The following is a 14,074-nucleotide window of genomic DNA, read 5'->3' on the forward strand; positions in this document are numbered from 1 at the left end:
CGGGCCGTCGCGTCGGTGCGGCGGGATACGGTCCACGGCGTGAGCAGCTCCGCCGAACGCGACTTCGTCACCGCCCACCTCGACGACCTGCACGCCGACCTCGACGCCTGGTTGCGCATCCCGTCGATCTCGGCCGACCCGGCGCACGCCGGTGACGTCGCCGCCAGCGCGGAGTGGCTGGCCGAGGCGCTGCGGCGCACCGGCTTCCCGACCGTGGAGATCTGGCCGACCGAGGGCGCGCCGGCCGTGTTCGCCGAGTGGCCCTCGGCCGACGCCGGCGCGCCGGTCGCGCTGGTGTACGGGCACCACGACGTCCAGCCGGTCGACCCGCTGGAGCTGTGGGCGCACCCGCCGTTCGAGCCCACCCGGGTGGAGGGCCCCGACGGGCCGGAGCTGCACGCCCGCGGCGCCATCGACGACAAGGGCAACGTCGCCTTCCACCTGCTCGGCATGCGCGCCCACCTGGCCGCCACCGGCCGGGACACCCCCGCCGTGACGGTGAAGCTGGTCATCGAGGGCGAGGAGGAGTCGGGCTCGCCGTACTTCGCCGACCTGCTGCGCGCCCACGCCGACCGGCTGGCCTGCGACGTCATCGTGGTCAGCGACACCGGCATGGCCGCCCCCGACGTCCCCAGCGCGGTCACCGCCATGCGCGGGCTCGCCGACGCCGAGATCACCCTCCGCGGCCCCGCCGTCGACCTGCACTCGGGCTCCTTCGGTGGCGCGGTGCCCAACCCGCTGCACGCCATGGCCGAGCTGCTGGCCGCGCTGCACGACGAGTCCGGGCGGGTCACCCTGCCCGGCTTCTACGACAAGGTGCGGCCGCTCACCGACCGCGAGCGCGAGCTGATGGGCCGGGTGCCGTTCGACGAGCAGGCGTGGCTGGCCGGTCCGGCCGCCTCCCGGGTGGCCACCGGCGAGGCGGGCTTCAGCACGCTGGAGCGGATCGGCGCCCGCCCGACCGCGGAGGTCAACGGCATGTGGGGCGGCTACACCGGCCCCGGCCACAAGACGATCGTCCCCGCCGAGGCGCACGCCAAGGTGACCTTCCGGCTCGTCGCCGACCAGGTGCCCGCCGACCTGGGCGAGCAGGTGCGCGCCTGGGTGCAGGCGAACACCCCCGCGGGCATCGAGGCCGACGTCCACGTCCCGCCCGGCGGCGTCGCCCCGTGCCGCAGCGACATCGACCACCCGGCGATGGACGCCCTGCTGCGGTCCATCGGGCAGGCCTTCGACACCGGCGCCGACCAGGTGCTGTTCACCCGCGAGGGCGGCAGCGGCCCGGAGGCCGACCTGGCCGGCATCCTCGGCGCCCCGCTGCTGTTCCTCGGCGCCGGGCTGCCCACCGACCGGATCCACTCGCCGAACGAGCGGGTGCTGCTGCCGATGCTGTACCGCGGTGCGGAGGCCGCTGCCCACCTGTGGCGGGAGCTGGCCGCCGTCCCGTTCCCGGCGCGTTGAGCACGGGCACGGAGCGCCGAGGATGAGCGGACCGGGCGCCGGGGTGACGGGGCAGCCGACCGGTCAGGGCGGCGCACCCGTGCCCGGCTGGTACCCCGACCCCGACGGCGCCCCCGGGCTGGTCCGCTGGTGGAACGGGCTCACCTGGTCCGACGTGACCACCCCGGCCGGCCCGGGGGTCTCCGTCGGCCAGGGGTTCGAGAGCCCGGCGGGTCAGTTCCCGCCGGCTCCGGCCTCGGCGTCGTCCTGGGACTCCTGGGGGAGCCCCGAGGCGTCACCGCGAGGCCGCCGCCCGTGGCTGGTCGGCCTGGGCGGGTTCCTGCTGGTGCTCGTGCTGGTGCTGGCCGGGCTGCTGGTCGGCGCCGCCGGGGGCACCGACCCCGAGCCGGACGACGAGCCGCCCGTGGCCGTCGCGCCCCCTGCGCCCGGCCGGGAGTTCCCCCCGGGCACCGTGCGGATCATCGACGAGGCCGCCGGCATCTCCTACCCCTTCCTGGGCGACGGCTGGTTCGAGTGGGACCGCGGGGTGCAGCTGGAGACCACCGAGGTCGCCGGGCAGTACTTCGTCACCCAGGAGGAGCTGCCCGGCGAGAACGGCGTCTTCATCGCCCAGTGCACCTCCGGGCCGCTGGTCCCCGCCTACGGCTGGACCGGCCCCGAGAGCCTGCAGTCGACCGCGACCGCGCTGGCCGACTCGGTGCGGACCCGGTACTACCCGGAGCCCAACGAGCGTGTGGTCCGCCGGGACGAGGCGGTGACCGTCGACGGGGCGGCAGCCTGGGTCGTGGAGTTCGACCTCACCTGGGACGTGCCGGGCTACGACTCCAGCGGCGAACGCGCCGCGCTGCTCCTCATCGACGTCGGTCGGCCCGCGCCCGCGCTGCTCTACCTCTCCATCCCCAACACCCACGCCGAGCTGTACGGCGCCGTCGACCGCGTCCTCGCCGACGTCCAGGTGCTGTGACGGTGCTGGTCGGGTGATGCCCGGTGCGCTCGCGCTCTGGTGGCACGGGTGCACCAGGGCACGAGCCCGTGGGTCGACCCTCCCCGGACGGGGTGGGTCGCCGGCAGGAGGTCAGCGCCGTCCGGGCGGGCGGAACGGTGGCCCGGCGGGGTGACCTCGCCCGTCCCCGTCTGCGGGGTGTCGGACGGCGCGGTTAGGGTCCTTGACGTGACAGCAGCTGGGCCCGACCTGACCCTGCGGCACCCGGTCGAGCGGTTCACGCTCGACAACGGGCTGCGGGTCGTGCTCGCGCCGGACCGGAGTGTCCCCGTCGTCGCCGTGAGCGTCTTCTACGACGTCGGCATGCGCTCCGAGCCGCCGGGCCGCACCGGCTTCGCGCACCTCTTCGAGCACATGATGTTCCAGGGCTCGGCCAACGTGCCGAAGATGGAGCACGCCCGCCTCGTCCAGGCCGCCGGCGGCACCTTCAACGGGTCGACCCACCAGGACTACACGAACTACTTCCAGGCGCTGCCCGCCGAGGCGCTGGAGCGGGCGATCTTCCTGGAGGCCGACCGGATGGCCGCCCCGGCGATCACCGAGGAGAACCTCCGCAACCAGATCGACGTGGTGAAGGAGGAGATCCGGGTCAACGTGCTGAACCGGCCCTACGGCGCCTTCCCGTGGCTGCAGCTGCCGGGGATCGCGTTCGAGAGCTTCGCCAACACGCATGACGGCTACGGGTCCTTCGTCGACCTCGAGTCCTCCACCGTCGAGGACGCGACCGACTTCTTCTCCCGGTACTACGCCCCGGCCAACGCGGTGCTGTGCATCGGTGGCGACCTGGACGTCACCGAGACCGAGGCCCTCGTCCGCCGCTGGTTCGACCAGGTGCCCGCCCGACCGGCCCCGCCGGCACCGGTCGTCGGTGAGCCCTCGCCCACCACGGTCCGCCGCGGCGTGGTCGAGGACCGGTTGGCGCCGGCGCCGGCCGTGGCGATCGGCTGGCGGGTGCCCGACCCGGTCGGTGACCTGGACACCTACCTGGGCACCGTGCTGCTGGCCGAGCTGCTCAGCGAGGGAGACGCCTCCCGGCTCGAGCGCCGGCTGCTGCACACCGACCGGCTGGCGGTGGCGCAGAGCAGCTACCTGGGCCTGTTCGGCGACCCGTTCGACGTCCGCGACGCCACGCTGTTGGTCAGCCAGGTGCACCACCCGGCCGACGTCCCGGTCGAGCGGGTGCTCGCGGCGGTGCACGAGGAGGTCGACAAGGTCGCCACCGACGGTGTCCCCGCCGAGGAGCTGGCCCGGGTGACCGCGCGCACCGAGGCGCAGCTGCTCCAGCAGGCGGACTCCGTGCTCGGCCGCACCCTCGGCTTCGCCTCCGCCGAGCTCATCCACGGCCGGGCCGAGCTGGCCGGCGAGCTCGCCGCCCGGCTGGCCTCGGTCAGCCCCGACCAGGTGCAGGCAGCGGCCCGCGGGCTCTCGCCGGACACCGCCGCCGTCCTGGAACTGCGCGCGACCGGAGGGGCAGCCCGATGAGTGCACCCGTGCTGGACCTCTCGCTGATCCCGCCGCTGGGCGAGCCGCGGCCCGTCGTGGCGCCCGAGGTGCACCAGACCACGCTGCCCAACGGGCTGCGGCTGGTCGTCGTCCCGCGGCCGGGTGTGCCGCTGGTCGAGCTGCGCCTGCGCGTCCCGTTCGCCGCGTCCGCGCCGCGGGCGGCGGCCACCCACGCGGCCCGGACCGCCCTGCTGGCCAGCGCCGTGCTGCTGGGCACCGCCCGGCACGACCAGCTGGAGATCGCCCAGCTGCTGCAGGCGCACGGCGCCGAGCTGTCGGTCTCGGCGGACGCCGACCGGCTGCTGTTCTCCACCACGATGCTCCCCGACGGGCTCGATGCCGTCCTGGGCGTGCTGGCCGAGCTGCTCGGCGCGCCGACCTACCCGGCGGGCCTGGTCGACGCCGAGCGGGCACGCGTGGGGGAGCGCATCCTCATCGCCCGGTCCCAGCCCGGCGTCATCGCCCGCTCGGCCCTGGCCGCCCGGCGGTTCGGTGCCCACCCGTACGCCCAGCAGCTGCCCGAGGCCGAGCTGGTCGCCGCGGTCACCCCGGCAGCCCTGCGCAAGCTGCACCGGGAGCGGGTGCTGCCCGCCGGCAGCACGCTCGTGCTGGTCGGTGACGTCGACCCGGCGGCCGCGGTCGACGTCGTCGGCACCGCCCTGGCCGGCTGGGTCGCCGAGGGCAAGGCGGTCGCCGCTGCGCCGGTGCCCACGCTCGTCCCCGGCCCGCTGGAGCTGGTGCACCGTCCCGGTGCCGTGCAGTCCAACGTGCGGCTGGGTGGCCCGGCGCCGGGCCGCACCGATCCGCAGCTGCCCGCGCTCCGGCTGGCCAGCATGGTGTTCGGTGGCTACTTCTCCTCCCGGCTGGTGGAGAACATCCGCGAGCGCCGGGGCTACACGTACAGCCCGCGCAGCTCGGTCGAGCACCTGATGGCCGGCTCGTCGTTCACCGTGGAGGCCGACGTCGCCACCGGCGTCACCGGCCCCGCCCTGCTCGAGACGGTGTACGAGCTGGGCCGGATGGCGCTGACGCCGGTCACCGAGGCCGAGCTCGACTCCGCCCGCCGGTACCTGCTGGGCACCCTCGCCCTCGGGACGGCGACGCACGCGGGGCTGGCCAGCACGCTGTCGGCCCTCTTCGGCGCCGGGCTGCCCGCCGAGTGGCTCGCCGAGCACCAGCAGGCGCTGGCGTCGGTGACCATCGAGGAGGTCGCGGAGGCGTCCCGCCGCTGGTTGTCGCCGGCCGGGCTGACCGCGGTCGTCGTCGGCGACGCCGAGGAGGTCGCCGACCAGCTGCGCGTGCTCGGCCCCATCGAGGTCACCGCCCCGGCGGTCGAGCCGGTGCCCGAGTCGCTCGCGTGAGCGTCCCGCCCGGTGGCAGCACCACGGCGGACAACCCCCCGCCGCCGGCCCGCGGCGACTGGCCGGAGGACCGGCACGCCGGGGCCGTCACCGACGTCCCCCTGCTGTCCCGTACCGCCCACGACCGCGGTCACCTGGCCCGCTCCCTGACCGACCCGGCGCAGGGCCTGCCGGTCCGCCTGCTGCGCGTCGACGAGCGGCGCGCGGTGCCGGTGCACGAGGGGCCCGGTGGTCCCGAGCTGGTCTACGAGGAGCAGTCCACCTGGCCCGAGGGCGCCATCTACCTGGGTGAGGCCGAGGGCGTCGCCTACGGCGCACTCCGCGTCGCCCGCTCGCTGAGCGTGGCCGGCCGGCCGGTCGACTCCTGGGCCGGCCTGCGCGAGGTCGGGGGCGCGCTCGGCGACCTCGACGCGGGGCTGCTGGTCCAGGCGGTCGGCATCATCGAGTGGCACGAGCGCAACCGGTTCTCCCCGATCACGGGTGCCGCGACCACGATCGAGCGGGCCGGCTGGGTGCAGCGCGACCCGGACAGCGGCCGGGAGATCTTCCCGCGGACCGACCCGGCGGTGATCATGTTGGTGCACGACGGGGGCGACCGCTGCGTGCTGGGCCGTCAGGCGGTCTGGCCGCCCGGTCGGTTCTCGATCCTGGCCGGCTTCGTGGAGCCCGGTGAGTCCGCCGAGGCCGCGGTGGTCCGGGAGGTCGCCGAGGAGGTCGGCATCGCCGTCACCGACGTCCGGTACGTCTCCAGTCAGCCGTGGCCGTTCCCGCAGTCGCTGATGCTCGGTTTCGTCGCCCGCGCGACGAGCGAGGAGCTGCGCGTCGACCACGACGAGATCGAGGAGGCCCGGTGGTTCAGCCGGGAGGAGCTGCGCTCGGGCACCGGCCCGCACGCGCTGCCACCGACGGTCTCGATCGCCCGGCACGTCATCGACCGCTGGGTGGCCGGCGAGTTCAGCTGAGCGACCACCGCCCTTGCAGGACCAGGGCCGGCCGGTCGGCGTGGTCGGCGAGGACCACCGCGTCGGCCAGCGCCACCGGATCCACCTCCTCGTCGTAGCGGTCGAACGCCGGCAGCTCCCACACCCGGTCAGCGGGAGCGCGCCGCCGCCGGGCGGCCGGGCTGATCCGCAGGTGGACGACGACGTCGAACGCCAACCCGAGCCCCTGCAACAGCGAACCGGGGACGAGCAGCACCCCGCCGGCAGGTGACGGGCGGTACTCCGCCCGCGCGGCCCGGTCCCGCTCGAGGTCCCACAGTGCGGGCAGGTGCTCGCCGGTGCCGCGAGGCCCACACCGGTCCAGCACCTCACGGGCCAGCGCGCCGGCGTCCAGCCAGTCGCTGTACCGGGCGTCGGGATCGGTGCGACCGTGCTCCAGTCGCAGCGAGGCAGGTCGGTAGAAACCCTCCGCCGGGACGACGACCGCCGGTCGGCTCAGCGCGGGCAGCCGGGCGGCGACGGCGTCGGCGAGGACGCGTGGGCCGGTCGTCCCCGGCGCACCGGGCAGCTCCGGCCCGTCGACGGCGACCCGGAGCGAGGCGGCCCCGGTTTCGGGCGGCAGCTGCGACAGCAGTTCGGCGAGCCGGTCGGCCAGCGCATCGGGGGAGAGCGGGAGTGGAGCGGTCAGCTGGGGGCCCCGGAGACGGCGTCGCGGGTCGGGAGTGCGTCGAGCACCTCCGCGGCCAGTTCGGCGGCGGGCCGACCCTGGGACCGGGCCCGGCGGCGCAGCTCCTCGAACGCGGCGCGGGGGGTGGTGCCGTGCCGCTCGGCCAGGACGCCGATGGCCCGCTCGATCGAGACGCGGGCGGCCAGCGCGTGCTCCAGCTGGGAGACGGTCCTGCGCAGTGCGGCGACCTCCTCGGCGCGTGGGTCGTCCCCCGGGGCAGCACAGGTCTCGGCCGTGGCCGACGGGCCAGCCGTGCGGGCCGCCCGTCGCGCCTGCCGGTCGGGCTCCGGCGTGGCGCCCAGTTCACCGGCCACCAGGTCGGCCAGCGTCATCGCCTCGATCAGCGCCAGCCCGTCGACCCGCTCGCCCCAGCCCGCGGCGGAGTCGCCGACCGAGCCCTCCAGCGCGTCCCCGAAGGAGGGCAGGGGGCTCAGCACCGACCAGCCGCGCCTGGTGCGGACCACGAGAGCCGCCGGGCCGCCGGACGGGCCCACCAGCACGTCGGGCGGCAGCGCGACCGACGTCCTGGTGGGCCCGGGCAGGGGTGCTCCGGTCATCGGCGTCATCACGGCCTCCCTCGGTGCCGGGGCCCGGTCGGCGGGAGACGAGCCGCAGCTCCCGGGTGGACGATCATCGCTCCCCGGGGGCCACGGACCAGGGATCACGCGCCGGGGAGCTGCGCGAGCTGGGCCTTCACCTGGTCGATGCTGGGGTTGGTGAGCGCCGATCCGTCGGCGAACACCAGCGTCGGGACGGTGCGGTTGCCCCCGTTGGCCTGCATGACCAGGTCGGCGGCGCTCTCGTCGACCTCGATGTTGACCTCGGCGTAGTCGATCCCGTCGCGGTCCATCAGCTTCTTCAGGCGCATGCAGTAGCCACACCAGTTCGTGGTGTACATCGTGACCGCGGCCGTCGGAGTGCTCATCGGGTGGATCCTCCCTCGTGTGTCCCCCGGGAGGCCACCCGGGGAGGGTGGCCCCGTGCCCCGGGGCCTGCCGCTGGCGGAACGCACCGAGCCTGGGGATCCTTCCCCCGGCCGTCGGACGCGGCTGGGAGGATCGGGTCGTGGCGATGCAGCGGGTCGACGACGAGCGGGTGCGGCAGGGCGTCGTCGAGGGGCCGACCGGGCCGGAGGCCGTGCTGGCGGGCCTGGACGAGCAGCAGCGGGCCGCGGCCGAGGCCGTGCGCGGGCCGGTGTGCATCCTCGCCGGCGCCGGGACGGGCAAGACCCGCACCATCACCCACCGGATCGCCTATGGCGTGCACCTGGGCGAGTACGTCCCCGAGCAGGTGCTCGCGGTGACCTTCACCGCCCGCGCGGCCGGCGAGCTGCGGGGCCGGCTGTCGGCGCTGGGCGTCGGCGGGGTCCAGGCGCGCACCTTCCACGCCGCGGCGATGCGCCAGCTGCGGTACTTCGCGCCGCGCGTGCTCGGCGGGCCGATGCCCGAGCTGATCGAGAACAAGCTGCGCGTCGTCGCCGGGGCGGCGGCCCGGGCCCGGCTGACCACCGACCGGACGAGCCTGCGTGACCTGGCCGGTGAGATCGAGTGGGCCAAGACGACGCTGGCCACCCCGGAGGACTACCCGGCGCGCGCCGCGGCCGCCGCCCGTGACCTGCCCTTCGACGCCGCCGCCGTCGCCGAGGTGTACCGGCAGTACGAGTCGGCCAAGCAGCGCGACGGCGCCCTGGACTTCGAGGACCTGCTGCTCGTCACCGCCTACGCGATCGAGGAGCACCGCGACGTCGCCCGCGAGGTGCGCGCCCAGTACCGGCACTTCGTCGTCGACGAGTACCAGGACGTGAACCCGCTGCAGCAGCGGCTGCTGGACGCCTGGCTGGGCGGCCGGGCCGAGGTCTGCGTCGTCGGCGACCCGAACCAGACGATCTACTCCTTCACCGGCGCCGACCCCGAGTACCTGCTGGGCTTCGCCGACCGCTATGGCGACGCCGAGGTGGTCAAGCTCGAGCGTGACTACCGCTCGACCCCGCAGGTCGTCGGGCTGGCGAACAAGCTGATCGGCCAGGCTCCGCCACGCAAGGGCCTGCCCGGGCTGCGGCTGCTGGGTCAGCGGGCCGAGGGGCCGGCTCCCCGGTTCGTCGAGCACCCCGACGAGCCGGCCGAGGCCGCCGCGGTGGCACGGGCCTGTCGGGAGCTCGTCGACGGTGGTCTGCCGGCCAGCGAGATCGCGGTGCTCTTCCGGATCAACGCCCAGTCGCAGGTGTACGAGTCCGCACTGGCCGACCTCGGGGTGCCCTACGTGCTCAAGGGCGGCGAGCGGTTCTTCGAGCGGCCGGAGATCCGGGAGGCGGTGCTGCTGCTGCGCGGGGCCGCGGCCGGCGGGAACGACCCCGGCGCACTGGTGCCCGCCGTCCGTGACGTGCTGGCCTCCACCGGCTGGGTGGAGCACCGGCCCCCTCCCGGTGGCACCGCGCGGGACCGCTGGCAGTCCCTGGCCGCGCTCGTCGACCTCGCCGTGGACCTGGTGGCCGAGCAGCCCACGCTGGACCTGGCCGGCTTCGTGGCACACCTCGCCGAGCGCGCCAACGCCCAGCACGCCCCCACGGTGCAGGGGGTGACGCTGGCGTCGATGCACGCGGCCAAGGGCCTCGAGTGGGACGCCGTGTTCGTCGTCGGGTTGGTCGACGGCGTCCTGCCGATCGCCCAGTCGCAGTCCCGTCCCGAGGCGGTCGAGGAGGAGCGCCGGCTGCTGTACGTGGCGGTCACCCGGGCCCGCGAGCAGCTCACGCTCTCCTGGTCACTGGCCCGCACGCCCGGTGGCCGCCGCTCCCGACCGCGCAGCCGGTTCCTCGACGGCCTGACGCCGGACGCGGCTGCCACGCCCCGCCGTCCGGCCACGCGGCCGAAGGTCGTCCTCGAGGGCGAGGCGGGGGAGCTGTTCGATCGGTTGCGGACCTGGCGCAGCGCCACCGCCGCGGCGGCGTCGGTGCCGGCCTACGTCGTCTTCACCGACGCCACCCTCCAGGCCATCGCCGAGACGCGTCCCACCACGGTGCGCGAGCTGTCGGCGTTGCCCGGTGTGGGGGCCCGCAAGCTGGACCTCTACGGGGTCGAGGTCATCGCGGCCATCGAGGGCCGGCCCGCCCCCGACCAGGGCGAACACACGTCCTGAGGAATCTCGGTTAATTCGATTGACCCGTCTCCGGCAGCTCCCCTAGCCTTCGTGCCACCACCTGGGAGTGATCCAGGACGCACGATCCCGCAGCAGACCGCAGGGAGACCGGCCGCCAGGCCGGGCTCCGACCCCGGAAGGAGGGGCCCCGTGAACAGCACCGACATCACCACCGCCGGCGTGCGCAGCGTGACCTCGCCGGCCGTCGTCCTGCGCTGCTCCGGCCCGGCCGAGTGGGTCGTCTCGATGGCGACCGCCGCCGCTCCGCAGCACGGCACCGGTCTGTCCGTCGCCGGCTCGACCACCGTCCGCCTCCGCGGCCTGGCCGCCGCCGGCACGGCCGGCCTGTCCACCACCGGCGCACGTCTCGGCACCGATGCCCTGCCGTCCGTCCAGACCACGTCCGTCCAGACCACCGCCCTGAAGGGACACGCCGTCATCGGCGCCCCTGCTCGGCACACCAGCAGCACCCCGGGTGACCTGCCCCCGGAAGACCCACTGGGCTAGCACAGCCCAGCAGGTCCTCCTCGAGGCCGCGGAACCCGGACACCGGGTACCGCGGCCTTCGTCTTGTCCCACCGTCTCGACGAGCCTCCGCGGACCCCGGCCACCGGTCGGCGGGGCCCCGTCGACCGGCCGCACAGACGAAGGAAGAGGAGAGCGGCCGTGCCGACCACGATCGACCCCGCGACGTCCCATCGCCGACCCGGGCTCGACCGCACGCACGTGTCCACCCAGCGGCCGAGCCGGGAGGTCACCCGTCGGGGGCTGCCCTGCCGGGTGCAGGACCCCGACCTGTGGTTCGCCGAGAGCCCGGCGCGGCTCGAGCAGGCCAAGAGCCTGTGCGGCGAGTGCCCGATCCGGGCCACCTGCCTGGCCGGGGCGCTCGACCGCGCCGAGCCCTGGGGCGTCTGGGGCGGGGAGATCTTCGACCACGGGGTGGTCATCGCCCGCAAGCGTCCCCGTGGCCGCCCGCCCAAGGCCCGGACCGAGGCCGCGGCATGAGGCCACAGCACCCGAGCACCCGGCTCCCGCCGGTCCGGCGCCCCCACCGGGGGCCACCGGCCACCCGGTGCACCTCCACCCGGCCACCGCGCAGCGGTGCCGTCTCACCCTGAGGGAACACCATGTACTCGTTCGACCAAGACCTGACCAGATCCCACATGAACCGGCGGATGGCCGAGGCAGAGGCCTCCGCCCGGGCCCGCCGGCTGATCACCGCCCGGCGCTGGGCCCGCCGGGCCGAGCGCGCCTCCCAGCGTGCCGCCCGCGCCAGCTCCGCCGTCTGGTGACGACGGCGGGGCTCACGCGAGGACCAGAACAGCACCACGGTGCGGCCACCGCCGTCCGTCCCGACCGCGGGGCCGCCGGCTCCCGGTCGGGACGGACCCAGCGGCTCCGCTCGAGCCAGGACGCACCTGGCCGCGGTGTCGTCCGTGCGGACGACAGGTCAGGCAGCGAAGCCGGGCAGCCACTCCTCGCAGACGCCGCGGTAGGGCGCCTCGGCGTCGAGCTGGCAGAGGACGGCGATCGACCCCATCGTCACCCGGTGGATCAGCAGGTAGGCCGGCGGCAGGTTGAGCTGGCGGCCCAGCCGGCTGGCGTCGCTGCGCGGGTCGCCGATCCGGTTGGCCTGCTCCTGTATCCACGCCCGGTTGAACTGGAACGAGGGGGCCGACACCGGGGCGAGGAAGGGCAGCAGGAAGTCCAGCACCCCCTGGGCGTCGACCTCGATGGACTCGCGGACGAAGCCCTCGGCGCGCAGGTCGGCCAGCACGTCCTCGGCGCGGCCCTCCAGTGCCCAGCGGACGAGCCGGCCGATCGGCTCGGGGTGGCCGTCGGGCAACCGGGCGGTGGCACCGAAGTCGATGACCCCCAGCCGCCCGTCGGGCACCAGCCGGAAGTTGCCCGGGTGCGGGTCGGCGTGCAGCAGCCCGGCGCGCTGCGGCCCGGAGAAGTGCAGCACCGCCATCAGCAGTCCCGCCCGGTCGCGCTGCTCCCGGGTGCCGTCGGCGATGACCCGGGACAGCGGGACGCCCTCGAGCCACTCGGAGACGATCACCTTCGGCGCACTGGCCACCACCCGGGGGACGACGATCTGCTCGTCGTCGGCGTAGGCGGCGGCGAACCTCCGCTGGGCGTCGGCCTCCAGCCCGTAGTCCAGTTCCTCCTCCGCACGGGCCTTGAGCTCGGCGATGAGCGGCTTGACCTCCATGCCGGGGAAGAGCACCGCGAACATCCGGGCGAACCGGGCGAGCTGGTTGAGGTCGGCCATCAGCGCGGTGCCCGCACCGGGGTACTGGATCTTCACCGCGACGTCCCGGCCGTCCCGCCACGTGGCCCGGTGCACCTGGCCGATGCTGGCCGCCGCGGCCGGGGTGTCGTCGAAGTCGCGGAACCGCTCCCGCCAGCTGCCGCCCAGTTGCTGGGCGAGCACCGCGTGCACGGTGCGGATCGGCATCGGCGGCGCCGCCTCCTGCAGCTTGACCAACGCCTCGCGGTAGGGCCCGGCCATCTCCTCGGGCACCGCGGCCTCGAAGATCGACAGCTGCTGGCCCAGCTTCATGGCGCCGCCCTTGAGCTGCCCGAGGACGGCGAACAGCTGCTCTGCCGTCTGCTGTTGCAGCTCCGCGCTCACGTCCTCCGCATCGCGCCCGGAGAGCCGCTTGCCGATGCCCAGGGTGGCTCGCCCGGCGGCGCCGAGCGGCAGGGCTGCGAGCCTCGCCGTTCGGGACACCGCCCCCCGCGGGATGTCCCGTCCGGTGTCACTCACCACACCAGTGTCCCCTCTACGGCGGGGTCGCGCCCCGGCCACCCCCATGACACACGCATCCCGGGTGCGGCGGCCAGCGGCGGAGACGGGGGAGGATGCCGGGCGGGCGCAGTTCCAGGGTCGCCCCCACGGTCACCGGGTCGTCGCCGCCGTCCAGGTGGGCCAGCACCTGCACGGCGGCGGTCAGGGCAGTCAGCAGGCAGGTGATGGTCGCGCCACTGGCGGCCGGCTCGACGGCGGCCAGCTGGGCCGCCAGCCGGGGCCACGCCGGGTCGTCGTCCCGCCGCCAGGCATCGGCGCAGCGCAGGCACCCGCCGGAGCCGCCCGGCAGGACGAGCGGACCGACGACGCCGGTCTCCTCGCGCACCGTGGCGACCAGGTGTGGCGTGCCCGCCTGCTGCAGGGCCGCAGACAGGGGATCGGCGGCCGCCCATGGGCGGCACAGGACCACCAGGTCCGGCGCGCGGTCCGGCGGGAGCGGGCGGAGGTCGGTCAGCGGACTGGCCCGCCGGACGGCGTCGGCCGCAGCCAGCGCCCGGGGGCGTCCCTCGTCGGCCGCGGTCACCCCACCGACGACGGCGTCCCCGGCGCGGGTGGCGCCCCGGTCCCGGACGTGCACCCACCCCACCCCGCTCGCGGCCAGCACCGCCGCGAGCGGGACGCCCACCCGGGTGGCGCCGTCGACGACGACCGCACTCTGCCGGCGGGCACGCCACCGCCCGCCCGCGCCCGCCCGGGGAACCGCAGCGGGCAGCTCAAGGCCGGCCCGGGCGACCGCGGCCGGGCCGGGCTCGGCGGCCAGCAGGTCGGCGGCGGCCAGGTCGTGCAGCAGGCCCGTGCTGCGCAGCCCGGCCAGCAGGTCGTCCACCACGTCACCGGGCACGCCGTCGGCCAGCCACTCGGCACGCACCGCACGCTCGCTGCGGCGGCCGTCCAGTCTGCGCAGCCGGGCGGCGACCTCGTCCCCGGCCGGCTGGACGCGCAGCCCGTCCCGCCCGTCGACGCCGCCGATCTGCAGCAGGTCCGGGTCGAGCCGGAGCAGCGGCGTCGCGGCCGGCAGGAGCGGATGCGGGCTCTCGGTCATCGCAGGGAGCGTGCCAGTGCGGTGGCTCCGCCCGCAGCCGTCGTCCACAGGTCAGGGACTGCGGCCGCCGGCCTCCTCCCACAACCTGT

13 protein-coding genes are annotated in these 14,074 nt (G+C 75.7%); 8 read left to right on the plus strand and 5 right to left on the minus strand.

The annotated features are described in order from the left end of the window. The first annotated feature begins 39 nt into the window (after positions 1-39). The 5 genes from O2V61_RS14705 (at position 40) to nudC (ending at position 6,290) form a co-directional block, all read left to right on the plus strand. Entirely contained in the window at positions 40-1,461 is a 1,422-nt protein-coding gene (locus O2V61_RS14705) for a M20/M25/M40 family metallo-hydrolase (RefSeq protein WP_269184017.1), read from the plus strand. Positions 1,462-1,483: 22 nt separating this feature from the next. Then, positions 1,484-2,425: a DUF2510 domain-containing protein gene (locus O2V61_RS14710; RefSeq protein WP_269184018.1), complete on the plus strand. Its 942-nt coding sequence runs from the start codon at positions 1,484-1,486 to the stop codon at positions 2,423-2,425. A 207-nt stretch (positions 2,426-2,632) separates the two neighbouring features. Continuing rightward, positions 2,633-3,946 (plus strand): M16 family metallopeptidase, encoded by a 1,314-nt coding sequence (locus tag O2V61_RS14715; protein ID WP_269184019.1) that lies wholly within the window; start codon positions 2,633-2,635, stop codon positions 3,944-3,946. Continuing rightward, entirely contained in the window at positions 3,943-5,328 is a 1,386-nt protein-coding gene (locus O2V61_RS14720) for a M16 family metallopeptidase (RefSeq protein WP_269184020.1), read from the plus strand. The genes O2V61_RS14715 and O2V61_RS14720 overlap by 4 nt, the downstream gene beginning before the upstream one ends. Next, the gene (gene nudC / locus O2V61_RS14725) at positions 5,325-6,290 is read left to right on the plus strand and encodes an NAD(+) diphosphatase (RefSeq protein ID WP_269184021.1); all 966 of its coding nucleotides are present in this window, start codon (positions 5,325-5,327) and stop codon (positions 6,288-6,290) included. The genes O2V61_RS14720 and nudC overlap by 4 nt, the downstream gene beginning before the upstream one ends. Here the strand turns inward: nudC and O2V61_RS14730 are convergent. The 3 genes from O2V61_RS14730 to O2V61_RS14740 all read right to left on the minus strand — a co-directional run bounded on the left by O2V61_RS14730 (position 6,283) and on the right by O2V61_RS14740 (position 7,921). Then, positions 6,283-6,636 carry a hypothetical protein gene (locus O2V61_RS14730; protein WP_269184022.1) on the minus strand — a complete coding sequence of 118 codons (354 nt, stop codon included), beginning with the start codon at positions 6,634-6,636 and terminating at the stop codon, positions 6,283-6,285. The genes nudC and O2V61_RS14730 overlap by 8 nt on opposite strands. Before the next feature lie 317 nt (positions 6,637-6,953). Next, complete coding sequence (locus tag O2V61_RS14735; protein ID WP_269184023.1) at positions 6,954-7,553, minus strand: ANTAR domain-containing response regulator; 600 nt, start codon at positions 7,551-7,553, stop codon at positions 6,954-6,956. 104 nt (positions 7,554-7,657) lie between these two features. Next, positions 7,658-7,921 carry a mycoredoxin gene (locus O2V61_RS14740; RefSeq protein ID WP_269158725.1) on the minus strand — a complete coding sequence of 88 codons (264 nt, stop codon included), beginning with the start codon at positions 7,919-7,921 and terminating at the stop codon, positions 7,658-7,660. A 146-nt stretch (positions 7,922-8,067) separates the two neighbouring features. Here O2V61_RS14740 and O2V61_RS14745 point away from each other — a divergent pair, with 146 nt between their 5' ends. From O2V61_RS14745 to O2V61_RS14755, 3 genes are all read left to right on the plus strand, one after another. Beyond that, complete coding sequence (locus O2V61_RS14745; RefSeq protein ID WP_269184273.1) at positions 8,068-10,128, plus strand: ATP-dependent DNA helicase UvrD2; 2,061 nt, start codon at positions 8,068-8,070, stop codon at positions 10,126-10,128. Positions 10,129-10,278: 150 nt separating this feature from the next. Further along, positions 10,279-10,635 (plus strand): hypothetical protein, encoded by a 357-nt coding sequence (locus O2V61_RS14750; RefSeq protein ID WP_269184024.1) that lies wholly within the window; start codon positions 10,279-10,281, stop codon positions 10,633-10,635. 159 nt (positions 10,636-10,794) lie between these two features. Then, positions 10,795-11,133: a WhiB family transcriptional regulator gene (locus O2V61_RS14755; RefSeq protein ID WP_269184025.1), complete on the plus strand. Its 339-nt coding sequence runs from the start codon at positions 10,795-10,797 to the stop codon at positions 11,131-11,133. 445 nt (positions 11,134-11,578) lie between these two features. On the opposite strand, the gene O2V61_RS14760 is transcribed toward O2V61_RS14755, so the two are convergent. Then, positions 11,579-12,901 (minus strand): ABC1 kinase family protein, encoded by a 1,323-nt coding sequence (locus tag O2V61_RS14760; RefSeq protein ID WP_269184026.1) that lies wholly within the window; start codon positions 12,899-12,901, stop codon positions 11,579-11,581. A gap of 16 nt (positions 12,902-12,917) precedes the next feature. Next, the gene (locus tag O2V61_RS14765; RefSeq protein ID WP_269184027.1) at positions 12,918-13,985 is read right to left on the minus strand and encodes a ThiF family adenylyltransferase; all 1,068 of its coding nucleotides are present in this window, start codon (positions 13,983-13,985) and stop codon (positions 12,918-12,920) included. Between the last annotated feature and the right edge of the window lie 89 nt (positions 13,986-14,074).

This window comes from Modestobacter sp. VKM Ac-2985 (assembly GCF_026967925.1).
In the GTDB taxonomy this organism is placed as follows: domain Bacteria; phylum Actinomycetota; class Actinomycetes; order Mycobacteriales; family Geodermatophilaceae; genus Modestobacter.